Source organism: Hymenobacter rubidus, assembly GCF_016734815.1.
In the GTDB taxonomy this organism is placed as follows: domain Bacteria; phylum Bacteroidota; class Bacteroidia; order Cytophagales; family Hymenobacteraceae; genus Hymenobacter; species Hymenobacter rubidus.
In genome coordinates this window covers 277,038-301,583 of sequence record NZ_JAERQF010000001.1, presented here as the reverse complement: position 1 = coordinate 301,583, position 24,546 = coordinate 277,038, and the positions used below count along the sequence as shown (strand labels likewise).

At 57.0% G+C, this 24,546-nt stretch carries 22 protein-coding genes; 17 read left to right on the top strand and 5 right to left on the bottom strand.

The features are described 5' to 3' along the window. Window positions 1-79 precede the first annotated feature (79 nt). Window positions 80-1,399, top strand: coding sequence for a sensor histidine kinase (locus JKL48_RS01265; RefSeq protein ID WP_201977549.1), 1,320 nt, complete (start codon window positions 80-82; stop codon window positions 1,397-1,399). A gap of 112 nt (window positions 1,400-1,511) precedes the next feature. Next, a complete protein-coding gene (locus tag JKL48_RS01260; RefSeq protein WP_201977545.1) occupies window positions 1,512-2,879 on the top strand; it encodes an ammonium transporter in 1,368 nt (455 codons plus the stop codon). A 99-nt stretch (window positions 2,880-2,978) separates the two neighbouring features. Here the strand turns inward: JKL48_RS01260 and JKL48_RS01255 are convergent, their stop codons facing one another. Beyond that, on the bottom strand, window positions 2,979-3,686 hold the full coding sequence (locus JKL48_RS01255; protein WP_201977544.1) for an SAM-dependent methyltransferase: 708 nt from the start codon (window positions 3,684-3,686) through the stop codon (window positions 2,979-2,981). 136 nt (window positions 3,687-3,822) lie between these two features. Next, a complete protein-coding gene (locus JKL48_RS01250; RefSeq protein ID WP_201977543.1) occupies window positions 3,823-4,602 on the bottom strand; it encodes an alpha/beta fold hydrolase in 780 nt (259 codons plus the stop codon). Window positions 4,603-4,661: 59 nt separating this feature from the next. Here JKL48_RS01250 and JKL48_RS01245 point away from each other — a divergent pair, with 59 nt between their 5' ends. From JKL48_RS01245 to arfB, 3 genes are all read left to right on the top strand, one after another. Continuing rightward, window positions 4,662-6,143 carry a carbohydrate porin gene (locus JKL48_RS01245; protein ID WP_201977541.1) on the top strand — a complete coding sequence of 494 codons (1,482 nt, stop codon included), beginning with the start codon at window positions 4,662-4,664 and terminating at the stop codon, window positions 6,141-6,143. A 171-nt stretch (window positions 6,144-6,314) separates the two neighbouring features. Next, a complete protein-coding gene (locus JKL48_RS01240; protein WP_201977537.1) occupies window positions 6,315-7,262 on the top strand; it encodes a 3-oxoacyl-ACP synthase III family protein in 948 nt (315 codons plus the stop codon). A gap of 227 nt (window positions 7,263-7,489) precedes the next feature. Further along, entirely contained in the window at window positions 7,490-7,894 is a 405-nt protein-coding gene (arfB, locus tag JKL48_RS01235) for an alternative ribosome rescue aminoacyl-tRNA hydrolase ArfB (protein WP_317191871.1), read from the top strand. A gap of 101 nt (window positions 7,895-7,995) precedes the next feature. Here arfB and mgtE read toward each other — a convergent pair whose 3' ends face one another. Further along, window positions 7,996-9,375, bottom strand: coding sequence for a magnesium transporter (gene mgtE / locus JKL48_RS01230; RefSeq protein WP_201977535.1), 1,380 nt, complete (start codon window positions 9,373-9,375; stop codon window positions 7,996-7,998). A 151-nt stretch (window positions 9,376-9,526) separates the two neighbouring features. On the opposite strand from mgtE, the gene JKL48_RS01225 reads away from it, so the two are divergent. Both JKL48_RS01225 and JKL48_RS01220 read left to right on the top strand, forming a co-directional pair. Then, window positions 9,527-10,348 carry a cyanophycinase gene (locus JKL48_RS01225; protein WP_201977528.1) on the top strand — a complete coding sequence of 274 codons (822 nt, stop codon included), beginning with the start codon at window positions 9,527-9,529 and terminating at the stop codon, window positions 10,346-10,348. Between the two features lie 63 nt (window positions 10,349-10,411). Beyond that, window positions 10,412-11,461, top strand: coding sequence for a toxin-antitoxin system YwqK family antitoxin (locus JKL48_RS01220; protein WP_201977527.1), 1,050 nt, complete (start codon window positions 10,412-10,414; stop codon window positions 11,459-11,461). Between the two features lie 102 nt (window positions 11,462-11,563). On the opposite strand, the gene JKL48_RS01215 is transcribed toward JKL48_RS01220, so the two are convergent. After that, entirely contained in the window at window positions 11,564-11,923 is a 360-nt protein-coding gene (locus JKL48_RS01215) for a YraN family protein (protein WP_201977526.1), read from the bottom strand. Between the two features lie 122 nt (window positions 11,924-12,045). Here JKL48_RS01215 and lipB point away from each other — a divergent pair, with 122 nt between their 5' ends. The 10 genes from lipB to porN all read left to right on the top strand — a co-directional run bounded on the left by lipB (window position 12,046) and on the right by porN (window position 22,547). Beyond that, window positions 12,046-12,870 carry a lipoyl(octanoyl) transferase LipB gene (lipB, locus tag JKL48_RS01210; RefSeq protein ID WP_201977525.1) on the top strand — a complete coding sequence of 275 codons (825 nt, stop codon included), beginning with the start codon at window positions 12,046-12,048 and terminating at the stop codon, window positions 12,868-12,870. 7 nt (window positions 12,871-12,877) lie between these two features. Next, complete coding sequence (locus JKL48_RS01205) at window positions 12,878-13,291, top strand: hypothetical protein (RefSeq protein ID WP_201977523.1); 414 nt, start codon at window positions 12,878-12,880, stop codon at window positions 13,289-13,291. A 60-nt stretch (window positions 13,292-13,351) separates the two neighbouring features. After that, window positions 13,352-14,434: an MraY family glycosyltransferase gene (locus tag JKL48_RS01200; RefSeq protein ID WP_236668538.1), complete on the top strand. Its 1,083-nt coding sequence runs from the start codon at window positions 13,352-13,354 to the stop codon at window positions 14,432-14,434. A gap of 5 nt (window positions 14,435-14,439) precedes the next feature. Beyond that, window positions 14,440-15,621: a DUF4271 domain-containing protein gene (locus tag JKL48_RS01195; RefSeq protein ID WP_201977522.1), complete on the top strand. Its 1,182-nt coding sequence runs from the start codon at window positions 14,440-14,442 to the stop codon at window positions 15,619-15,621. Window positions 15,622-15,696: 75 nt separating this feature from the next. Continuing rightward, complete coding sequence (locus JKL48_RS01190; RefSeq protein WP_201977610.1) at window positions 15,697-16,515, top strand: uroporphyrinogen-III synthase; 819 nt, start codon at window positions 15,697-15,699, stop codon at window positions 16,513-16,515. 170 nt (window positions 16,516-16,685) lie between these two features. After that, window positions 16,686-17,702, top strand: a complete 1,017-nt coding sequence (locus tag JKL48_RS01185; protein WP_201977521.1) for a PorP/SprF family type IX secretion system membrane protein — start codon at window positions 16,686-16,688, stop codon at window positions 17,700-17,702. A gap of 249 nt (window positions 17,703-17,951) precedes the next feature. Continuing rightward, complete coding sequence (gene porK, locus JKL48_RS01180) at window positions 17,952-18,971, top strand: T9SS ring complex lipoprotein PorK/GldK (protein ID WP_201977518.1); 1,020 nt, start codon at window positions 17,952-17,954, stop codon at window positions 18,969-18,971. Between the two features lie 61 nt (window positions 18,972-19,032). Further along, window positions 19,033-19,842 carry a type IX secretion system motor protein PorL/GldL gene (gene porL / locus JKL48_RS01175; RefSeq protein WP_236668536.1) on the top strand — a complete coding sequence of 270 codons (810 nt, stop codon included), beginning with the start codon at window positions 19,033-19,035 and terminating at the stop codon, window positions 19,840-19,842. Window positions 19,843-19,898: 56 nt separating this feature from the next. Continuing rightward, window positions 19,899-21,509 (top strand): type IX secretion system motor protein PorM/GldM, encoded by a 1,611-nt coding sequence (gene porM / locus JKL48_RS01170; RefSeq protein WP_201977513.1) that lies wholly within the window; start codon window positions 19,899-19,901, stop codon window positions 21,507-21,509. Between the two features lie 66 nt (window positions 21,510-21,575). Next, window positions 21,576-22,547: a type IX secretion system ring subunit PorN/GldN gene (porN, locus tag JKL48_RS01165; RefSeq protein ID WP_236668535.1), complete on the top strand. Its 972-nt coding sequence runs from the start codon at window positions 21,576-21,578 to the stop codon at window positions 22,545-22,547. Between the two features lie 68 nt (window positions 22,548-22,615). On the opposite strand, the gene uvrC is transcribed toward porN, so the two are convergent. Beyond that, window positions 22,616-24,451, bottom strand: a complete 1,836-nt coding sequence (uvrC, locus tag JKL48_RS01160) for an excinuclease ABC subunit UvrC (RefSeq protein ID WP_201977511.1) — start codon at window positions 24,449-24,451, stop codon at window positions 22,616-22,618. Window positions 24,452-24,546 lie beyond the last annotated feature (95 nt).

Sequence of the window (24,546 nt, the reverse complement as noted above, 5' to 3'; positions counted from 1 at the left end):
AGGGATTCACTGCCACGGTAGAGATGCTTCGACTTCGCTCAGCATGACGTTCTTTTATCATTGTCGACTTCTCCACCCTATGTCCCTTCGCCTGCAATACCTCCTGTTCGTTGCCCTCATTCACGCCGTGCTCATTGGGCTGGCGTGGCAGTTGCGCACTACCAACCTGCCGCTGTTCTTCGGCAGCGAGGTACTGCTGATAGCCAGCGTTACGCTCGCTGTGCGGCTGTATCGGGGCTTTGTACGGCCGTTTGAGCTCATTGCAGCGGGCACGGCGGCCATTCAGGCCAAGGATTTCAGCATGAAATTCGTGCCCGTCGGTCAGCGCGAAATGGACCAGCTCATCACCGTCTATAACGACATGATTGATGCCCTGCGCCAAGAGCGCGTGAGCCAGCACGAGAAAAGCTTCCTGCTCGAACGCCTCATCCAGGCCTCGCCCGCCGGCATCCTCATCCTCGATTTCGACGGCCGCATCGAAAGCGCCAACGCCGCCGCCGAACGCATCCTGGCCCAGCCGGCCGACAGTTTCCTGGGCCAGCTGCCGGCCGAGCTGCCCGGCGCCTGGGGGCCGGCCCTGGCCAGCCTGGTCGAAGGCCAGCCGCAGGCGCTGCGCCTCTCCGGCCTGGCCACCTACCGCGCCCACGCCACACACTTTCTGGACCGGGGCTTTAGCCGCCGCTTCATCCTGCTCGAAGAATTGACCCAGGAACTGATGCAGCAGGAGAAGCAGGCCTACGGCCAGTTGATTCGGATGATGTCGCACGAAATCAACAATTCCATCGGCGCCATCAACTCTATTCTGCACAGCTTCGGGCATTACGCTCCCCAGCTGGCACCCGACGACCAGCCCGACTTTACCCAGGCGCTGGAAGTGAGTATTGCTCGCAACACTCAGTTGGCCAACTTCATTGCCAACTTCGCCCACCTCGTACGCCTGCCGCCCCCCGCGCCCCAGCCCACCGACCTCCACGCCCTGCTACGCGGCATCTGCCGCTTGCTGCAGCCCCAGAGCGAAGAGCGTGGTATAAAATGGCACTTGGAATTTTCTCAATCATCCCTTCTGCTTCCCCTAGATGCGCAACAGCTGGAGCAAACTTTACTAAACGTGGCTAAAAATGCCCTCGAAGCCATTGGGCGCGACGGTAACATCTGGGTGCGCACCACCGCGCAGCCGCCCACTCTCATTATCGAAAATGACGGGGCCGCCCTCACGCCCGAAGTCAGCCAACGCTTATTCACGCCTTTTTTCAGCACCAAGCGCGACGGGCAGGGCATCGGTCTCACGCTGGTGCGCGATGTGCTGCTGGCCCACGGCTTCCGGTTCCAATTAGCTACCAACCCAGCAGGCCTGACAGCTTTTGAAGTTACTTTTGATGATGGGGTATTTGTAAAATGAGGTGGTTTTTGAAGGTTTGGGTTATTATTTCGGGAAACACCCTTTGTTTTTAATAGGTGCTTGAGAAAATTGTTGACTAACTTAGCATAGTAGCCTTAATTTTACTACCGCTATGACTCGTAAACAATATTTAGCCACGGCCTGCCTAGGCCTCATCCTATTATTAGCCGGCCTCGCCGCCTTCCTGTCCCAAAACCACCCCGAGGCCAAGCCCGACGCCTTCAACCCCGCCGACCTGGCCTGGATGCTCTCCGCCTCCGGCCTCGTGCTGCTGATGACGCCGGGCTTGGCGTTTTTCTACGGCGGCATGGTAAGCAAGCGGAATGTGATATCGACTATGCTACAGAGTTTTATCGCGCTGGGCGTGATTTCGATACTGTGGTACGTGGTAGGCTTTTCGCTGGCGTTTGGCGATAGCATCGGCGGCGTCATCGGTAATCCGATGACGTTTTTCATGTTCAACAACGTGGGCACCGCGCCCCATGCCCGCTTGGCTACCAACCTGCCGCTGGTGCTTTTCGCGGCCTTCCAGCTGAAGTTTGCCATCATCACGCCGGCCCTCATCAGCGGCGCTTTCGCTGAGCGGATTCGGTTCTGGGGCTACCTGCTGTTTATGTGCCTGTTTAGCCTGCTCATCTACTGCCCGCTGGCCCACTGGACCTGGCACCCCGACGGCTTCCTATTCAAATGGGGTGTGCTCGATTTTGCGGGCGGCACGGTGGTGCACATCTCGGCCGGCTTTGCGGCGCTGGCCGGCGCGCTAGCCCTGGGCCGTCGCCACACTCACCTCGAAGGCCACACCCACGTGCCGCCCAATGTGCCGTTCATCCTCATCGGCACGGGCCTGCTGTGGTTTGGCTGGTTTGGCTTCAACGCCGGCTCGGCCCTGGCCGCCAATGCCACGGCGGTGCAGGCCTTCTTCACTACGCACATGGCTTCGGCTGCCGCCATGCTCACCTGGATGATGATTGAAGCCGTGCGTGGGCAGCGCCCCACGGCAGCCGGCGCAGCCATTGGCGCGGTGGTGGGCCTAGTGGCCATCACCCCGGCGGCAGGCTACGTGAGCTACGGCCCGGCCCTTTTCATCGGCGTGGTTTCGGCCGCCATCAGCGCCGGCGCGGTCGATTTGAAGAACAAAACCACCCTCGACGATACCCTCGACGTTTTCCCCTGCCACGGTGTGGGTGGCATTGTGGGCATGATTCTCACGGCGGTTTTTGCCAAGGAGGGCGGCCTGGCTACCACCGGTTCCTGGACGCTGCTGCTGCATCACCTCGGGGCGCTGGCCTTCATTTCGGTGTTCACCTTCGGCGGCTCGTACCTCATCTATAAGTTCACCAACCTGCTCATTCCTATTCGGGTAAATGCCATGCACGAAGCCGACGGCCTCGACCTGAGCCAGCACGGCGAAACCGTGCTGCCCTCGCCCCACGAGCACCTGCCGGTGGCTGAACCAAAGTTCGTGGTGCGGGCTTCGTAATTCCGTCTGTCATCCTGAGCGCAGCGAAGGACCTGGGCACGTCAGAAAATTCTAGCGTGATAAGGTCCTTCGCTGCGCTCAGGATGACAGATGACTTCGTTACATCCCGATTATAAATACCGTCGGAATCTTGTGCAGCTCCGGGGCCGGCAGCCGCTTCCAATCCGAAACGGTCAGCGTCTTGATAAACTCGCCTGCGCCCGTCACATCGGCGGCCACGCACAGCCGTGTGCCGGGCTGCAGGTGCGCCAGCAAATCAGCAAACAGCGCCCCATTCCGGTACGGCGTCTCAATGAACAGCTGCGACTGCTGCCGCTGCTGCGCCTCCTTCTCCAGGGCCTTGATAGCCGCCACGCGCGGCACCTTCTCGATGGGCAAATACCCGTGGAAAGCGAATTGCTGCCCATTCAGCCCCGAGGCCATGAGCGCCAGCAGCAGCGACGACGGCCCCACCAGTGGCACTACGCGCAGCCCCTGCCGGTGCGCCTCCCGCGCCAGCGCCGCGCCGGGGTCGGCAATGCCGGGGCAGCCGGCTTCGCTGAGAATGCCGCCATCAATTCCCTCTTTAAGCAGCGGCCCGAGAGCTGCTTTCACTTCCGCATCGGTGCTGTCTTTGTCGATGACGACGAAGCGGATATCCTCAATCACGCGGTGTGGGGCCACGCTTTTTACGAAGCGGCGGGCCGTGCGGGCATTTTCTACCAAAAAGTAGGGGAGGGACGCCACGGCCTCAACTACTTGCGGCGGCAGCACCTGCGGAGCCGTATCATCGGCCAGCGGCGTGGGAATGAGGAAGAGGGTTTTCAAGTAGCTTGGACTCTGCGAGTCCGAGCAGCGAGCGGAGCGAGCATCACGCGTCAGGACCCATGTTTAGTATCAACCAAGTGCCAGCGGCTCGCTCCGCTCGCTGCTCGGACTCGCAGAGTCCAAGCTACACGGCAAATCAGCTCAGCGTAAAGGCCTTCACCATCTCAAAAATCTCTTCTGGCTTCTCGGCATGCACCCAGTGGCCGGCATCGACCACGGTAGCTACCTGCGAGTGCGGAAACAGCATCGGGATTCCGGTCAGCTTGTCTTCGGGAGTGATGTAGTCAGACTTGCCGCCCCGGATGAACAGGGCTGGCTTCATAAAGGGTGTGGCGCTGGCCGTTTCCTCACCAATGGCGGCCAACTGCGCGGCAAGCACTTCCAGGTTGATGCGCCAGGCGAAAGTATTGTCTTCTTTGCGGTAGAGGTTTTTCAGCAGGAACTGCCGGGTGCCCACGTTGGGCACGTACCTGGCCAGGGCGGCATCGGCTTCCTGGCGGTTGGTGCAGGTGGTGAAATCGACGGCTTGCAGGCCGGCCACAATGTCGTCTTGATGCTCCATATCGGAGAAGCGCGGGGCGATATCGACCACGATGAGCTTGGCCAGCCGTACGGGGTGGTCGAGGGCGAGGCGCATGGCCACTTTGCCGCCCATGCTGTGGCCCATGAGGGTGGTGTCGGGGCCCAGCTGCAGGTGGTCGAATAGCTCCAGCACGTCCTGCGCCATGAGGGCGTAGGTGTGTTGCGGGCTATGAAAGGAGCGGCCGTGGTTGCGCAAATCGACGCTGATGACGCGCAGGCCGGCTTCGGTGGCCCAGCGGCGGGCCAGGCTCTGCCAGTTGTCGAGGGTGCCAAACAGGCCGTGGAGGATAACCAGGGGCCGGCCCTGGCCCTGGTCGAGGTAATGAAGAAGCATGACGCAAAAGTACGGTTGCGGCCCGGTGCATTGCCGTATTGCAAATAACCGGGTATTTCATGCAAGCGACACTCGGCAAGCCGGAGGTTTGCATCTTTGCCCTGATGTTCAACTGCTGTAATAGCTTTATTTCCCTTCTTCTGAAACAACGTCTTACCCTTGCCGGCCTCACGGTTGGAATGCTGCTGGCCGGCCAGGCCAGTGCCCAGGTCACGCCACCCGGCGCTACCACGCCTGCTGTACCACCCAATGCAGCTTCGGCCCAGGAGCCTGTGCACCTGCCCGCCGAGAAGGCCCGCAACTGGAGCCTGCACTTTCAGCAAACCCTCATCGACCAGTGGCACAATGATTTGACCACGCCGTATTCGGGTGACTACAGTCTGGCCGACCGCGAATCGGCGAAGCTGTCCTTCACGAGCACGCTCTTCATTGGACGGCGGCTATGGAAGAATGCATCCGTTTATTTCAACCCCGAAGTGGCCGGCGGCAGCGGCCTGAGCGGCGCACGCGGCGTGGCAGGCTTTACCAACGGCGAGACGTTCCGCATCGGCGACCCTTCGCCTAATTTGTACCTTGCCCGCCTCTACCTGCGGCAGGTTTTTGCCCTGGGCACGGCAACCGATGTCGACCTTGATGACCTCAACCAACTGGCCGGCACCAGCCCACAGCGCTATTTCGCCGTCACGCTGGGCAAGTTCAGCACCGCCGATTTCTTCGACCAGAACAGCTACTCGCACGACCCGCGCACCCAGTTCCTGAACTGGAGCCTGATGAGCGCCGGGGCCTGGGACTACGCTGCCAACACCCGCGGATACACCGTGGGCGGGGTTTTTGAGTACGTCACACCCGGCTTCACGGCCCGCTTCGCTTCCACGCTGATGCCCACGCTGGCCAACGGCCCGGTCCTGGATTTCCACTACGGGACGGCCCACGCCGAAACCGTGGAGCTGACCAAAGTGTACCACCTCAGTGGCCGCCAGGGTACTATTCGGGCGCTGGGCTTCCGCAACGTGGCCGCCATGGCCACCTACCGCACCGCCATTGCCCTGGCCCAGGCCACCGGCGACCAGCCCGATGTGACAGCCGTGCGCCACGACGGCCACACCAAAGTCGGCTTCAGTCTGAATGCCGAGCAGGAAATCACGAAGGAAATCGGCGCATTTGCCCGCGTGAGCTACAACGATGGCAAGAACGAAACCTGGGCCTTCACCGAAATCGACCACAGCGCCAGCCTGGGCATTGCCAGCACCGGCGCCCGGTGGCACCGGCCCGACGACCGCCTCGGTGCGGCCGTGGTTGTGAATGGCCTCAGCCCCGAGCACCGCGCCTATTTGGCAGCCGGTGGCTACGGCTTCATCGTGGGCGATGGCGCCCTGAACTACGGCCTGGAGCAAATTGGCGAACTGTACTACAGCTTCGCGCTGCCCACCTACCACGCCTCCATCAGCCCCGATTACCAGTTGGTTATCAACCCTGCGTATAACCGCGACCGGAGCGGCCCCGTGCATGTGGTGGCCGTGCGGTTGCACATCGAATTTTAAAAATTTGCTTGACCAGGAAAGCGCAGCAAAAAGCCAGGCGGTTGTGGTCGCAAAAAGGCTCAGTGTATAAAATTCGGGCATATCGGTAGCCCAGCCCGACCGCCGCGGGCTGGCTGCCGTACCTTTGCCGGGCCGCAAGGCGAGCCCAAGTTTTCCACGCATCACCTGTCTGTGTACCTTCATCATGTGGCGGCCTACCTCCCGGAGGCCGTCGTCACCAATGCTCACTTCACCCGCCTCAATGGCCTGGCTAGTGAGTGGATAATCGAGCGAACCGGCATTGAGGAGCGGCGCAAAGCTGCTCCCGGCGAAAATGCCAACACCATGGCCATTGCCGCGACTCGGGCTGTGCTGGCCGCTGCGCCAGCCTTTGCTCCCGATAGTGTCGACCTTATTGTGGCCGGCACCTACACGCCCCACGACACCATTTTTACCGCTGCCCACGCCGTGCAGCGCGACTTGGATATCAACGAAATCCCTACGGTGAGCATCTCTTCGGCCTGTTCATCGCTGCTGAATGCTGTTGAGATTGTAGAAGGCTACTTCGCCATGGGCAAGGCCACGCGCGCCGTGGTGGTGGTAAGTGAGCACAACACGGCTTATAACAACGAAGAAGACACCATGGCCGGCCACCTGTGGGGCGATGGCGCAGCGGCCCTGCTCATCAGCAAGGAGCGCCTCAGCCCTGATGACCTGTACATTGCCGAAGTCATTACGGGCGGCGCGGCCCCGGTGAGCAAAGCCGACGAAGCGGTGACGCTCAAGCCCGTCGAAAGAGGCATTGTGATGCCTTTTGGCCGCGACGTGTTTCAGCAGGCGTGCACCTACATGGCCCGCGTTACCCAAACGCTGCTTGACCGGCACCACATTGCCACCCCCGACCTCACCTACCTCATTCCGCACCAGGCCAACCTACGCATCTCGAAAAACGTGACCAAGGCACTGGGCATCGACCCGGCCCGCGCCGTGAGCAACATCGAGCGTCTCGGCAATACGGGCTGCGCCGGGGCTGCCATCGGCCTGGCCGAAGTGTGGGATACCCTGAAAGGGGGCGATAAGGTGATAATCACCGTTTTCGGCGGCGGTTATTCCTACGGCGCCATGCTGCTGACGAAATAAAAGGGGGCCCAGCACGTCCTGCTGAGCTGGTCGAAGCATCTCTACCGCGCAAGTAATTAGAGCGGTTTCGGAGTCGGTGTACCGTAGCGCGAACTGTGTAGTTCGCGCTACTTCCAGCGCCTATATACCGACTCCGAAACCGCTGTAGGTTTACTGTTGCGGTAGAGATGCTTCGACCAGCTCAGCATGACGTTCTTTTGTGCGTTCACTATTCTTGCCCCATTCCTGTGCTTCCTCCCGCCGCCGCTTTTCTACCCGAAATCACCTTCCAGACCAGCCGGGCCAGCGGACCCGGCGGGCAGAATGTGAACAAAGTAGAGTCGCGGGTGGAACTGCGCTGGCATTTGCTGAACTCGGAAATTCTTACTGACGAGCAGAAGCAATTGATTCTGGAGAAGCTGGCAGGCCAGCTCACGGCCGAAGGCTGGCTCCTGCTATCGGCCCAGGATGACCGCAGCCAGTTGCGCAACAAGGAAATCGTGCTAGGTCGCTTCCACGCGCTGCTGCTCAAAAGCCTGCGCCGGCCCAAACCCCGCAAAGCCACCAAACCTAGCAAAAACGCCGTGCGCAAGCGCCTGGAAGGCAAAAAGATTCAGGGCGAAAAGAAGGCCAGCCGCCGCAAGCTGGAATAAGGTGATATAGTAAGGTTTAAACAGATGAGTTTAAGGTTTTGACTGCGCGAAATGCGCCAGTGAAACATCAAACTCACCAGTTCACACCTCACCAACTTACCTCACAGCAGCGTGCCGCGCAGTATCAGCAGAGCTACCGAGAAGTAGATAATCAGGCCCGTCACGTCTACCAGCGTGGCCACAAAGGGCGCCGAAGATGTGGCCGGGTCTAGGCCCAGCTTTTTGAGCAGCAGCGGCAGCATGGAGCCCGCCAGCGAGCCCCACAGCACAATGCCCACCAGCGTGAGGGCTACCGTGATGCCCACCAGCGCCCAGTGCGGACCATAGTTGTAGAGCCCCGCGTGCTGCCACACCATGATGCGCAGAAAGCCCACCGTGCCCAGAATAGCACCCAGAGCCAAGCCCGAGAACAATTCGCGGCGCATCACTTCCCACCAGCGCCCCACCGTGACTTCGCCCAGCGTGAGGGCCCGGATAATGAGCGAGGTGGCCTGTGAGCCAGCATTGCCTCCCGAACTGATAATGAGTGGCACGAACAATGAAAGTACCACCGCCTTTTGCAGTTCGCCTTCGAAAAACTGCATTGCCGTGGCCGTAAACATCTCGCCCAGAAACAGCGCTACCAGCCAACCGGCCCGTTTCTGCACCATCCGCAGCAGCGGAATGGTGAGGTAAGGCTCGTCGAGGGCTTCGGAGCCGCCGAACTTCTGGATATCCTCGGTGTCTTCCTCCTCGCGAATGCTCAGAATGTCATCAATGGTCACAATGCCCAGCAGAATGCCCTGGTCCGACACCACGGGCAGGGCGTTGCGGTCGTTGCGCCGGAAAATATTGATGGCCTCCTCCTGGTCCTGGTTGGCCGTCAGGCTCACGTAGCGGCGGTCCATCAGCTCCCGCACCCGCGCCGAGGGCGCCGCCAGCAGGAATTCCCGGATGCGGATGTCGTCAATCAACACGCCGTGCGTGTCGGTCACGTAGAGCATGCTCAGCGTTTCGGACTGCCCGCCGTGCTGCCGGATGTAGTCGAGCACCTGCTGCACCGTCCAGTTTTCGCGAATGGCGATGTAGTCGGGCGTCATCAGGCGGCCCACCGAGTATTCGGGGTAGCCCAGCAGCTGCAAGGTCACCTTGCGCTCTTCCTCGCTCAGGCTTTGCACCAACTCGGCCACAAAATTGGCGGGCAGGAACTCCAGCAGGGCCGTGCGGTCGTCCGGCGACATCTCGTTGAGGATGTCGGCCATCTTGTCCTGGGCCAGGTTATCCAGAAAGTGCCGTTGCACTTCCAAATCGAGGTATTCGAACACCTCGGTAGCCAGTTTGAGGGGCAGCAGCCGGAAAATGATGAGCTGCTCCCTTTCTTCTTCCTCCTCAATAAGTGCCACCAGCTCCGACGGCTGAAAGTCGCGAAGCAGCTGTTTAAGCTTGAAGAATTCGCCCTCCTGAATCAGGGACGTGATGGTTTCCACGGTCTGCGGCTGCATGAAAAGAGGGGCGGGGAGATGCTTCGCTAGGCAAGCGGGGTTGATGAAAAGAATAAGCCCGACAAAAGTAGGGCGAAGCAAGCGGAATGCCGGACCTGTGCGCGCACTATTCGGCCCCGCTGCCCCATATTGCCACCTCAACCCCGCGCTCATGCCCGATGTTCCTGCTTCTGCCGCTCCGCCTCGCGGCACCCTCGTGGTGCTCGGCGGCGGCGACGACGACCCCCTGCTGACTTTGCTGGCGGGCCTGCTGCCCAGCCGCGACGCGCACATCGAGGTGCTCACCACGGCCACCCGCCGCCAGCCCGCCCGCACGGCCGCGGCCTACGCCCACTCCTGGCATCTGCTGGGCTGCCCCCATGTCCGGCACTTGCAAGTTGATGAAACCAACCCGGCCGACGACCCAGCTACGCTCACGCGTCTGCGCCGTGCCGCGCTGGTCTTCATGAGCGGCGGCGACCAGGAGCGCCTCACCGACTTCTTGCTGGGCACCGAATTCCTGGCCCTGCTTCAGCACAAGTACCAAACCGAGCCGGGCTTCGTCGTGGCCGGTACCAGCGCCGGCGCCGCTGCCATGGCCGAATTTATGCTGGTGAACGGCCACGGCTGGCGCAGCTTGCTGGGCGGCCAGATTGAGGTGAAGCCCGGCCTGGGATTGCTGCCTGGTGTGCTGCTCGACCAGCATTTTGCCGAGCGGGCCCGCTACCCGCGCCTGCTGCACGCCGTGCTGGCCCAGCCCCAGTTGCTCGGCATCGGCTTGAGCGAGGAAACCGGCCTGCTCATTCGGCCCGGCCAACCGGTCGAGGTGTTCGGTGAAGAAGCCGTTGTGGTGATAGATGCGGCCCACGCCACGCACAACAACCTGCCCGGCCTGCCCGACGACGAGGTCATCAGCGGGCATGGCCTACGGCTGCACGTGCTCACGGCCGGCCAGCAGCTGGATTTGGCCCAGCGTACGGTAAAAGCGAAGTAAGGGCACCAAACTCGGCTACCTTTGCGTTGATGCCGCGAAAATAAGTCCGTGCTATTCATGCTTATGTACCGTTTGTGGCCCCGGCCGCTGCGTTTTCTCACCGTTGTTCTAGCGTTGTTCACGCTGTTGCCGTGGGCCTGCACGCGCAAAACCGTTTCCTTCAACAGCACCCCCGAGCAGCCCGCCGTGGCCGTGGTAGTGCCCGATACCCTTATCCACACGGCGGATTCGCTCAAGGGCAAGCCCTCGCTCAGCACGGCTAGCAAGGCCGTGCTCACCAAAGAGCAGCAGAAAGCCGCCAAAGACGCGGAAAAGGACACCCAGCGGAAATCGAAAAAGAAGAAAAAGAACGTCTTTCTGGGCGAGAAGATGAAGCGGGCCTTCGCGAAGAGCGGGCCCAAAGGCCGCAACCAGATTATTGAGGTGTTTTACTACCTGAAATACCCCAAAACGCTATCTGATTTTGCCCCGGCGCATTATTACTTCGACACCAAGAAGCATAAAATCCTGAAGCTGGCAACAGTAGAAGAAAATTCGGCCACGCTCAAAATTATGCACGGCCCCTACAAAAAGCTGCAAAACAATAAGGTGCTCGAAACCGGCTACTACGCCCTGGGCACCCGCCACCTGCGGTGGGAGCGGTTCGATAAAAACGGGGTGCTGCTGAGCAAAACCCACTACGAAATGGGTTTCCCACGCGACGCCAATGTGAGCTACTACGGCGAAGACCGCAGCAAAATCAACGAAGTGGTGCCCTACGTAAACGGCAAGCTGGAAGGCGATTACGCTAAATTCCTTGTCGATGGCCAGCCCGAGTGGCGCGGCCAGTTTGAAAACGGCAAGCGCGTTGGCATCTGGACTAAGTACTGGGGCTTCCGCGGCCGTCGGCGCTACGAGTACCAGTACGGCGAATCCGGCTACGACCCCGAAGTGACGGAACCAGAGCTCATTCGGGAATACAACCGCAACGCCACGCTCATCTACGACAAGGAAAAGAACATCGACAAGCGCGGCCAGCCCGAAGCTGAGGACCGGCCCGGCGCGCGGCGCACTGCCGTGCCGGCCCGCACCGTGCCCAAAGCCCCGGTTAAAGTAGCGCCGAAGCGCAAGTAGCCGCGGGTCATAGCCGGAGTATCCCGAAATTTCATCTCGGCCTTTAGTCCGGTGCCCAAAACGTAATTTTAAAATACTCCGGCCACCCACGCAAACGGCGCCTCAATAAAATGCATCCTCAAAGTGCTCCAGCCGGAACCCTTGGTTAAGCAGCGTCAGTGCCACAATGTCGAAGCGAATGTCGCCCCGCCAATCCAACTCTTCCTGCAAGTGCGTGGCCGCGAGCCGAAAAAGCTCCTTCTTGCGCGCCGAGACAAACGTTTCAGGCGTGCCAAACTGCCCAGAAGACCGGGTCTTCACTTCCACAAACACCAGCAGTTCCGCCCGAAGGCGCAGCACCAGGTCTACCTCGGCCCGGCCGTGACGATAGCCACGGGCCAGCACCTCGTAGCCGAGGCTGAGGAAATGGTCGGCGGCGGCAGCTTCGCCGGCCTGGCCTAATTGGTGAGGTGCGTGGGCCATGCAACAGAAATAAGAGGGGAGGGCAGTTGCAAGCTACTAGCCAGCGAAGCATAGCAGCCTCGAACGTTACCAAAGCCTACCGCGCTTAGTACCTTTGCATGCTTTTTCACAACCCCAACCCAATGGCTTCCTCCGTAGAACAGTTTCCCGCGCAACTGCTCGACGCCATCCCGACCGACGCCGCCAGCCCTTCGCCCAACCGCACCGTGCAGGTACATCGCCTTGGCATGGTCGAGTACGTGCCCACCTGGCAACTCCAGGAAGAACTCATGGCGGCCACCATTGCCATCAAAACCGGCAACCGCCAGGCCGAAACCACCGGCGCCCCGCCCCAGCCCACGCCCAACCACCTGCTCCTGTGCGAGCACCCGCATACCTACACGCTGGGCAAAAGCGGCAAGCCCGAGCACCTGCTGCTCGACGAAGCCGCGCTGGCCGCGCACGAGGCCAGCTTCCACCGCATCAACCGGGGCGGCGACATTACCTACCACGGCCCCGGCCAGTTGGTGGGCTACCCCATCCTCGACCTCGATAACTTCCGGCCCGATATCCACTGGTACTTGCGCACCCTGGAAGAAGTCGTTATCCGCACCCTGGCCGAGTACGGTTTGAATGCCGGCCGCATTGCCGGCCTCACCGGCGTATGGCTCGACTGGGAGGCGGGCGCGCCCAATCCCCGCAAAATCTGCGCCTTCGGCGTGAAGTGCAGCCGCTGGGTCACCCTGCACGGCATGGCCCTGAACGTGAACCCGGACCTCTCGTATTTCGGCCACATCGTGCCCTGCGGCATCCCCGATAAAGCCGTTACCTCGCTGGCACAGGAGTTGGGCAGCACCGCTACCATCACGGTCGCAGAAGTGCAGGAGCGCCTGCTGCCGCACCTGCTGGCTCTACTGGGCGCTACCCCTGCACCCGCTTCTACGCCAAGTTCAATTCCATCTGTTTAAAGCCGAAATGAAGCAAGACATTCCGTTCGACCCGGTAGAAGGCGTTTCGGTCGCCATCGTCCCCGATGAGGGCCTTACCCCCGAAGGCCAGCCCATCTGGCAGGTGTACCTGCTCAACGACAACGCTTTCCCGCTGCAAAACGTCATCATAAATGCCAACGGCTATGGCCAACAGCTCGACGGCGAGAAAGTGCGCACTTCCACGCTCCGCTACGTTTTTGAAGAAATTCCACCGCGTACCGCCGTGCCCGTCGAACCCATCGATTCCGGCCTATTTCACCTCAATAACCAGTACTGGGTGAGCTACTACCACGGCAAGCAAGTTTTCGACAAAAAATTCATCTTCGTTCCCGATTCTATCGTTCCCGATAATTTCACGCACATTGACTTGCTTAACCAAGTGGGGGTTTTGCATAGCTAGTCTCCCGTTTCTACCGCTGGCTGCTTCGGCCTTCGTTATTTCACTCTCGACCTATTATCTATGAACCATCTCGATATTCCCTTGGGCTTGTCCTGGATGTGGGCGATGCTGGTATCGCTGTTTGCTGTGCCGTCCATTATCTACATTGCCCACCTCAAAAACATGCTCGATATGCCCAATGGGCGCACCGTGCACATGTCGCTCACGCCGCGACTGGGCGGGGTGGCCGTGTTCGCGGGCTTCATGTCGGCTCTCACCATCTTCGCCCCTTTGCAAAACGGTGTAAAGGAACTGCTTGCTGGCTGCATCATCCTGTTTTTTGTAGGGCTGAAAGACGACCTGGTTGGCATGTCGGTGTCAAAGAAGTTTGTGGGGCAGTTGCTGGCCACGGGGATTGTGATGATAATGGCCGATGTCCGCATCACCAGCTTTCAGGGCATTTTAGGCGTCGACACGTTGCCCATTGGCATCAGCTATGCATTCACCCTTGGCGTCATTGTGGGCATCACCAATGCCATCAACCTCATCGATGGCCTCGACGGGTTGGCGGGTACCGTTGTGCTGATTATCAGCGGCACATTCGGCTATTACTTTTATGAGTATGGCGGAACCAGCTTCGGCAACTATGCCTACGTAGCGGTGTGCCTCATTGGCGGGCTGCTGGGCTTTCTGCGCTATAACTTCCACCGGGCGCCCATCTTCATGGGCGACACCGGCTCGCTGGTGTGCGGCTTCATCGTGTCGGTGCTGGCCATTCAGTTCATCGAAATGGGCCTGCGGGTGGGGCAGCCGTTTGCATCGTCGTCGCCCTCCGTGGCCGTAGGCATTTTGTTCGTGCCGCTTTTCGATACCATCCGCGTGTTCTCCTTGCGCATGCTGGCCGGTCGCTCGCCCTTTTCACCCGACAAAAACCACATCCACCACCGCATCCTCGCCATGGGCTTCCAGCAAATCAGCACGGTGCTGCTTTTGGGCTTGCTCAATGTGCTGGTCATTCTCTTTGTTATCCGCTTCGCTTACCTAGGCAATACCATTCTTATTGCCGCTCTGGCAGTCTTCTCGGCGCTGTTGAGCATCTTTTTCGGGGTTTACCAAAGCCGCATATCGCGTCGTCAGTTAATGGCGGCCGAAAGCAATAGCTAAAGGCCATGGCATCGGGGCGTAGTGTATGGTGGTTCGCTTGGGGCCTGCTGGTGCTCCTAGGCCTTTGCCAGCGGCCTGCCAGCGCCAGCGAGTATCGCCAGCTGCCGCCAGCTTCGCCCACGGCCCTGTCCAATGATTGGCTTATTCACGATGCGGCCCGCAACCGCCTGCTGTTCTATGTGCCCGGCTACCACCAGCCGGCCCACGCTTACTACCAGTGGGTGCGGCTAAGCCGTAACCAGTCCTTCCCGTTATCTTTTGCGGCACAGCCGGGGCTGAGCTTGTTTATCGACAATCAACTGATTTTCACAGCTCATACCGCTGCCACCTATTCCCTCAACCTTGCTCGGTTGTTGCCCGCACATCTGCCCATGGGCCGTCACTTGCTGGCAGTTTGGCAGCCCGATGGCACTCCGGCATTGGCATCCTTCTCAGGCACCAGTCCCAGCAGTGCGGCCGCTGGTCCGGCCGCTGCTCGGGTAGCGCAGGCGCAGCCACGGTTGCCGGGGCCGCAGGGGCAAAACGTGTATTTGGGTTTCTTGCTCGTGCTGGGCTTGTCCTATGGCGCGGTTCGCACCACCTATCAGCCCGGCTTAGCCCGCATTTTTCAGCTGGAAGAGTTGTTTGGCAACGGCGGCGACCAACAAGCTTTTTTGGCTAAACCCGCTTTGTCGCTGCTCAACCTGCTGCTTGTGCTGCTCTTTGCGCTCTCGTTCGCCTTGCTGCTCACCGCCATCCACACCGACTTGCAGAACCTGCCCTTGTTGCGCCGCTTCGTCAACGTTGCCGAAACCGCCATCGTAGCCCGCGTTCTGCTCTATACGGCCATCATCACCACCTTCGTCTTTGGCAAGTACCTTTACGTTGCCATACTGGGCTACATTTTCGGCCTTCAGCCGCTGGTTGATATTCAGTATCGCGAGTTTCTGCGCACCACCTTGCTGGCCGGTTTGGTTTTGCCTTTGGTACTGCTGCTCTACCTGAGCCTCAACGCTGGCTTCCCGCGTACGGTGGCGTGGGCCGCCAGTGCAGCCGTCGCAATCGTTTTGGTTGGCACGGTCCTACGGGTAGCCAATACCTTGCACAAGGAAGCATCGCTGCTAAATCTGCATTTATTTGCCTACCTTTGCGCCACTGAAGTACTGCCTCTACTGGTTTTACTTAAACTTATTGTCTTTACGTACTGATTGGCGCTTGCCATCCTGTCCGCTTTAGTTCATTCGCCTCCTCTTATTGTCCTAGCATTACCCTTTCCTTCCTGTATGGCCGAGAGTGCAGATAAGCCGGGCACAGGCCGGCATGCCAAGCGCATCAGTAGCATCCTGGTTACCCAACCCAAACCCGCCAACGATATTTCCCCCTACTTCTCCATCGCCGAAAAATACGGCATCAAAGTGGATTTTAGGGAGTTTATCGAAGTGCAGCCGGTATCCTACAAGGACTTCCGGCGCGAGAAAATCAATATATTGGAGTATACGGCGGTTATTTTTACCAGTCGCAACGCCGTTGACCATTTCTTTCGTATTTGCCAGGAAGCCAAGCTGGAAATGCCGGCGGAGATGAAATACTTCTGTATCTCCGAGCAAACCGCTAATTACCTTCAGAAGTACATCGTTCTTCGCAAGCGCAAGCTCTTCGTCGGCGAGCGCACGGCAGCTGACCTGTTCGATGTCATCAAAAAGCACAAAGGGGAGAAATTTTTGTATCCCTGCTCCGATATTCGCAAGGATGACCTGCCCGTATTTATGCAGGCCAACAACCTCAAGTTTTCCGAAGCTGTTATCTACCGCACCGTAGCCAGCGACCTTTCCGATTTGGCCGAGGTCAAGTACGATTGCATTGCCTTCTTCAGTCCTTCAGGTATCAGTTCGCTGTTTATCAACTTCCCTGATTTCGTGCAGGATGGCACGCGCATTGCGGCTTTTGGGCCAACCACGGCCAAAGCCGTGACCGATGCAGGCCTCATCCTCGACATCGAAGCCCCGCATCCCAATGCCCCCTCAATGACGGGGGCCATCGAGGCCTATATCCGCCGACATTCTCAGCCGGACACAGAAAAAAGCACCCCCAAAAATCGCTAAACCCTATGTCTGGTTCGTTTTAGGCCCTAAAACCGGCGCAGTACCTGCGCCGGTTTTTTTTGTCCGAATTTTTTGGAGAAAGTTTTTGCCTTACATTTGGAAGCTATTCATCTAGTAGCGACTATCCCCCACCCTCCTCTTCTTTCACCACCAATCACCACCACGCCTCTATGAAAGGAACGTTACTTGCGACCCTGCTGCTCACGGCCGCGGCTGGCTCGGCGCTTGCTCAGCAGCAGCCCCAGTTTACCCATTACGGTCTTAATGGAATGTCGCTGAATCCGGCATATGCCGGCATCAAAGGGCAGGGAGAAGTAAACCTTGTTGGTCGTTACCAGTATTTTAACTACGGTACATTCGGCGACGCCAACGGTTCGCCCCGCACGGGAATGATTACTGTTTCCATGCCCGTTCTCGCCCTCAATGGCGGCGTGGGCTTGGTTGTGTACTACGACCAAGTGGGGCAGTCGAAAATGACGAATACCGCGCTTTCGTATTCCCAGCACGTTAAATTGGGCTCAGGTAAGCTGGGCTTTGGTATCCAAGGTATTTATACTTACCTGAGCAAAGGCACCTACATTGCCATTGATGAGTATGACGTAAACGTGCCAAGCGGCGCTTCGGACAGCAAGTTTGACGCGGGCGCGGGCATCTGGTACGAAGCACCCAAATTCTACGCAGGCATCAGTATAAACAACTTGCTACGCTCGGAATACACGTTCCAGAGCTCTGGCACTGTGAACCCCAACACCGGCAAGAAAGACGGCAACCCGACAAATTACATTGCCGAAAACCATGCGTACTTTACCGCTGGATACAATATTGACGCCTCTTCGTCCGTTGTCGTCACACCAATGGTTTTAGTGAAATCTGTATTACCGGGCAACTTTTCCAGTTCAAGTAAATTTGATAACAGCAAGAACTACTCATTTGAAGGCGGTGTTCGCGCTACTATCGATGACAAGTACTGGATTGGCGCAAATTACCGTAACGAAGAATCTATATCAGGCTTAGTTGGCTTAAGCTTTGCAAAGGACAATGCCGTGCGTTTAAGTTACGCATTTGATTTCATTGCCTTTAACCAGGATGCCCGGGCCTTCAGCTCGCACGAAATCATGCTCTCTTACCGCATGCCCAAAGTAACTAACTTCCGTCCGGCTATTCGGACGCCGCGCTACAGCTTCTAATTTTCCTATTTAACTATCCCGCCCTCGAGACTGGCATTGTCCTATTCTATTAGGATAAATTTTAGTCAGTCGTATTGGCAAAAAAGCGGATTAACCGAGTTTTTTGCCCTATTCAGCTTGTTTGCCCCGTATTTAGGCTTGTGCTGAAATAGTAGGGTATTGCACAGCGTCCTAAAAAAGTGTAGATTTGCCAGACCATCCAAATGTACTTTAGCGGTATTGGCAATTAAATCAGAATTTTTAACTCTCATGAACAAGCTTCTAGCATTATCACTTTTCGCTATTTCCGGGGCATTATTAGGCGGGTGCGGAATGGGCAAAGGCCCCACGGGGGACTTGGTTGGCGCTGATGACCGTCCCTTCTTCAATCCGCAGGAAGTACCTTTTGGTATGGTGCCGTGCCCCGGTGGCACCTTTCATATGGGCCAGACTGACCAGGACATTTCCGCGTCCATGGTCAACATGAACAAGCAGGTAACTATTGCCGGCTTCTACATGGACGAAACCGAGATTACCAACAACGAATACCGCCAGTTTGTGGATGCTATCAAGCAAGACTCGCTGGATGTGCTGGGCGAAGAGTACGTGATGACGGAACTTTACCCCGATACCACGGTTTGGGTGCGCGACTTCACCTATCACATGGGTGACCCGCTGTTGGAATATTACTACACTCACCCGGCGTTCGATGATTATCCGGTAGTAGGGGTTGACTGGTTTGCTGCCAAATACTTCTGCAACTGGCGCACCAAGTTCCGCAACGCTGCCCGCGAAGAAACCGGTGCCGCTGCCGACCCCAACTTCCGCTTGCCTTCGGAGGCTGAATGGGAATACGCCGCCCGCGGTGGCCGCGACCTGGCTACGTACCCTTGGGGTGGTCCTTACCTCCGCAATAGCAAAGGCTGCATGCTGGCTAACTTTAAGCCCGGCCGTGGCGACTATGCATCAGACGGTTTCGCTTATACTTCCGAAGTTGGCTCCTTCTTCCCCAACGATTTTGGCCTGTACGATATGGCCGGCAACGTGTCGGAATGGTGCGATGACGCTTATATGGAGGCTTCCGTGCCGGTGGTGTGGGACCTGAACCCCACCAACCCTGACGACAACGAGCCCCGCAAAGTGGTACGTGGCGGTTCCTGGAAGGACATTGCCTACTTCCTCGAAACCGGTACCCGCAATTTCGAATACCAGGACTCGGCTCGCTCTTATATCGGTTTCCGCTGCTCAATGATTCAAATCGGCATGGGCACGAACAGCTCTCTTAATTAATTTTCCTTCAAACACCCTCTCTCAACACCTTCTTTCAACCCCTTTCAACAGATAAAATATCATGGCAGCTAAAGGAAGTTTTCTATATGATACGCTGATGCCCAAAATTTATGGCATCGGCGCAGCCGTTGTAATCATTGGTGCATTGTTTAAGATTGAACACTGGTCAGGTGCTGACCAAATGCTGATTGTGGGTCTTGGGACGGAAGCAGTTATCTTCTTCCTGAGCGCGTTCCAGCCTGCTGCTCATGAGCCCGATTGGGGTTTGGTGTACCCGGAACTGAACGACGGCTATGACCCTTCGACGGGTGGTACCAAAGCTGTTGAAGCCAACAATGCAAAAGGCTTGACGATGAAGCTGGACGATATGCTGAAGAATGCCAACGTAACGCCGGAAGCTCTCACCAGCCTCGGCCAAGGCCTGAACCGTCTCAGCACCACTACTTCGCAGATGTCGCAGTTGGGTGAAGCCGCTAACGTGACTGATGAATACACCAAAAAAGTGCGTTCGGCTGCCGATTCGCTCGACAAAATCAACGTTGCTTACGGCAACACGGTGGAAGCTATTTCGGCCATGTCGAATGCAACCTCGGATGCTAAAGAATACCACATGCAGGTACAGAACGTGACCAAGAACCTGGGCGCACTAAATGCCGTGTACGAAATGGAACTCCAAGATGCCAACACGCACCTCAAGTCCATGAACCAGTTCTACGGTACGCTGAGCAAGGCCATGGAGAACATGACCCAGGCTGGCAAAGACACGGAGAGCTTCCAGAAGCAAGTATCTGACCTGACCAGCAACCTGACCTCCTTGAATCGGGTGTACGGCAACATGCTGAACGCCATGCGCGCTCCCGCTCAAGCCTAATTGGCAGGCTTAGTGCACTCAGTTAGTTCTTCATCCAATTTTAGAGGAAACAGATAATGGCAGGCGGAAAAGAAACCCCGCGGCAGAAGATGATTGGCATGATGTACCTCGTGCTAACGGCTCTTCTGGCGCTTCAAGTGAACTCAGCGATTCTGCTGAAGTTCAAATTCATCGACGACAGCTTGATTGATGTCAATGGTAAAACAAATCTTGCTGCTGAAAATAGTGTAAAAGGCATTCAGGCGGCTGTAGAAAAAAACCACAACCTGGCAAAGGATGTGACCGTGTTGAAGCAAAGCGAAGAGATTCGTGCGAAAACAAAGGCCATGATTGCCTATTTGCAGGACGTTCGGAGCAAGCTTATTGCAGGCACAGGCAACACTACAGTCACCCAAGGCTTCCAAGATTTCAAAGACCCGGATGCTAATAACAAGGTGATGCCGATAATGCTCGGTGGTAAGAAAAATGGTCTGGCTTATCCCCTAAAGGCGGAACTGAACAACTACTCGACCTTCATTAAAACCTATGTGCCGGATGCGACTCCGCTGGCACTCGACGGCAAAGAAGATGAGCGTATTTTCAAGTCCAAGGAGCATACAACCGTAGAGCAGCGCAACAAGGATTTCGCTGAACTGAACTTCGAGAATACGCCGCTGGTAGCTGCACTGGCAGTGCTGTCGCAAAAAGAAACGGCCGTTCTGAAACTGGAAGCCGATGCTCTTTCGGCCCAAGCTAAGAAAGTAGGTGCTGAAGTCATCTCCTTCGACAAAATCGGTGCTTTTGCGAGCGCTGAGTCGAATACGGTAGCAGCTGGCACTAAATACAAAGCAGAGCTGTTTCTAACAGCTTCGGCTACTGGTCTTCAGCAGAAGATGTCACTAAACGGGAGCCCACTTTCTGTTGGTCCTGATGGCCATGGCAAAGTAGAATTTACTGCTCGTCCGGGTAACTTTGATGCATCTGGCAATGCAAAAGCATCCTGGACTGGCACCATTCGCATCAACAACAGTGGTCGCGATACCACGTTCAAAGTAACGGTGCCTTACACTGTTACGAAGCCGGTAATGCAAATTCAGTCGGCTTCGGTGCAAGCCTTGTATTTCAAGTGTGGCAACAAGCTCACGGTAAACGTGCCGGCTCTTGGCGCTCAGTACAAGCCGGGCTTCTCGGCTTCGGGTGCTTCGGTTATCCAAGGCGGTAAGTTGGGTGAAGTGACCTTGGTTCCGAACTCTAAAGAAGTAACGTTGAATGTGAGCAGCGGCGGTAATGCTATCGGCTCACAGACCTTTCAGGTGCGGCCTATCCCCAAGCCCACCATTGAATGCTGGGTGGGCGGTAGACAAGCCAACGAAAAGCAAGGCACTCCTGGTACTGCTGTGCGTTCGCTAAATCTGCGCGCTGTTCCAGATGCTGGTTTTGCTACCTTCCTCCCTGATGATGCCAAATTCCGGGTGTCGCGTTATGAGGTAACGCTGGTGCGTGGCCGTCGCCCCGCCATTCCTACCAAACCAATTAGCGGCCCAACGGCTGACCTGAGCGACGTCGTGAATGCTTACCGCGAAGGTGACCGTCTATACATTGAAGTCAAAGAAGTGCAACGCCAAAATTTCAAAGGCGATGTAGAGCCGGTCAACGTATCCAAACAGTTTAATATTCCGCTGCTGTAATAATATTACAGATGTTACGTTAGCGAACTATCATACATTAAATCTGCTTTTGCCATTATGAAATCTATGCACACCTTAGCCGCGCTTGCGGCGGGCTTGACCCTAGGGCTGACGGCTTCAGCTCAAGAGCAGGCAACAACGGCGAGTAGCACTGGCTCGCATCGTCCTATTCCGCCGTCTGACCAAATGTTTCGCAAGAGCATCTGGCGTCAGGTAGACTTGCGCGAGAAGCAGAACAAGCCGATGTTCTCAGAAGGCAAAGAAATCAGCCGAGTAATTTTTGAAGCCGTAAAGCGGGGAGAATTGCAAGCTTATAAGAATGATTCGCTGACTTCTACTTTCACTCCCGCTGAGGTTACTGGCAACATGTCGATTGCTGACGAGACCGAGAAGCTGAGCGACGAGGAAAAAGCAGCAGGCTTTAGCGAGAATAACGCTGGCGGTGGTGATGATTGGGGGGCTAGGCCTGCAGCTGGAGGTGGCAGAGCTGCAGCCGCTAACACTGTTCGCAAACCCAAACTGGGAGCAAATGGCAAACCGTTGAAAAACAGAAGGGGCCAAATTATTTACGAAACCGTAACTGTTGCCCCGCCGCCCCCGCCGCCTGCACCGTTGAACTTGTATCGCTACAAAGACCTGTATGCGATGGAGCTAAAGGAGGATATGATTTTCGACAAAAAGCGGTCGAGAATGTACCACGACATTAAATCCATTTCCTTCTTTGTGCCGTCGACGTTGTCTTCGAATACATCAGGCATTGAAAAACAAATTGGTACGTTTAAGTACAGTGATTTGGTGAAGGTGTTCCGCAACAATCCGCAAAATGCCATCTGGTTTAATGCAGAGAATGATGCGCAGCACAAGAACCTGGCTGATGCATTTGAGTTGTGGCTATTCAACTCCTACATCACCAAAGTATCGAATGCCAGCGACTCTCGCCTAGATGATATCTATGGTGATGGCCGTCAGGGCATCTTAGCTGCGCAGCAAACTGCCGCTGATTTGGTAGAGTACGAATACAACCTGTGGAGCTTCTAGCATCAGTAATGTGACACAAGAAAGGCCCTTGCAGCAATGCAAGGGCCTTTCTTATTTATCAGCATTGGCTAGTTGGGAAGTTGACGGGCCGGCATGGGGTGGGAGGGCGCATCGTTTTCGGCGAAGTAGTTCTGAAGGACTTTGGCTTTGGCCTTGCCAACTTCTGCAATTAGCTCAGCTTCGCTGAGCTCCCGGATTTTCTTGACGGACTTGAACTTGTTGAGAAGCTTATCGGCGGTGACGGGGCCGAGGCCTTTGACGTCGGTGAGTTCGGTTTTGAGGGTAGCGGCGTCGCGGCGGGAGCGGTGGAAGGTGATGCCGAACCGGTGGACTTCGTCGCGCATGCGTTGGAAAAGGCGTAAGGATTCGCTCTTTTTGTCGATGTAGAGGGGGAGGGGGTCGTTGGGAACGTAGATTTCTTCAAGGCGCTTGGCGATGCCGATGACGGGAATCTGGCCCCAGAGGTTGAGGTCTTTTAAGGCTTTGACGGCCATACTGAGTTGGCCTTTGCCACCGTCGACGATGACGAGCTGGGGGAGGCTGGCACCTTCATCGACTAAGCGGCGGTAACGGCGGGTGACGACTTCGTACATGCTGTCGAAGTCGTTGGGGCCGATAACGGTTTTGATGTGGTAGTGGCGGTAATCCTTCTTGCTGGGCTTGGCGTTGCGGAAGCAGACCATGGCGGCCACCGGGTTATCGCCCTGGAAGTTGGAGTTGTCGAAGCACTCGATGTGCTTGGGAAGCTCGGTGAGGCGGAGGTCCTTTTTGATGGTTTCCATGATGCGCACCTCGTTGAGGTCCTTACTGCGCTCGTTCATGCTTTCCTTCTCCTTGCGGGCATAGAGCACGTTTTTGATGGCCAGCTCGAGGAGTTTGCGCTTGTCGCCGATTTGAGGGACGGCTAGGTTGACGCCAGGTAATGGTAGCTCCAGAGCAACGTTGGTGAGAATTTCCTTGGATTCGCTTTCAAACTCCTGGCGCATCTGCATGATGAGCGGAGCCAGTATTTCGGCGTCTTCTTCGTCCAGCTTCTTGGTGACTTCGAGGGATTGGGTGAGAATAATGGAGCCATTCATTACCTTCAGGTAGGTGATGAAACCAGACTTCTCGTTGCTGGCGATGGCGAAGACATCGATGTTAGTGAGGGAGGCGTTGACAATGGTGGACTTGGCCTGAAAGTCTTCCAGCTTGTCGAGCTTGACCTTGAACTGGTGGGCCAGCTCGTATTGCATTTCCTGGGCGGCGGCCGTCATGCGCTCCTTGAAATACTGCTTGGGAATGCGCAGGTCGCCGTTGAGGATTTGGCGAATTTGCTGGATATAGCCGTTGTAGGTGGGCTCATCTTCGCGGGCAATGCAGGGGGCGTTGCAATTGCCGATTTGCAATTCCAGGCACGGCTTGAATTTGCCGGCTTCGACATTAGCCGGGCTGAGGTTGTAGTTGCAGGTGCGGAGGGGGTAGAGGGCTCGGATAAGCTCCAGCAGCACGTTTAGGGCTGTGCCATTGGCGTAGGGGCCGTAGTAGCGCGAGCCGTCGTTAATCTTATTGCGGGTGGGAATGAGGCGAGGGAAACGCTCGTTGGTGAGGCAGAGGTAGGGATAGGTTTTGCCGTCCTTCAGTAGGATGTTGTACTTGGGCTGGTGCTGCTTGATGAGGTTATTCTCCAGCAGGAAGGCGTCGGATTCGCTGTCGACTATGGTAAACTCCAGGCGCTTGATGTTGCGGACGAGCTGCTGGGTTTTCTTGTTGTGGTCGTTTTTGGTGAAGTAGCTGCTGACGCGCTTGCGCAAGTCGATGGCCTTGCCCACGTAGATGATGCCTTCGTCGTCGAAGTACTTGTACACGCCGGGCTTGTGCGGCAGGGCCGAGATTTGGGCTTGCAGTTCGGGGTTGGCTGCCATAAGTCGCAGATTGTCGCTGGTTAGCCGCAAATACGCGGCGGCCAACGGCTAGTTGAAAGGAAGGGGCGTTGTGGCTAACAAAAAATGACCAGCAA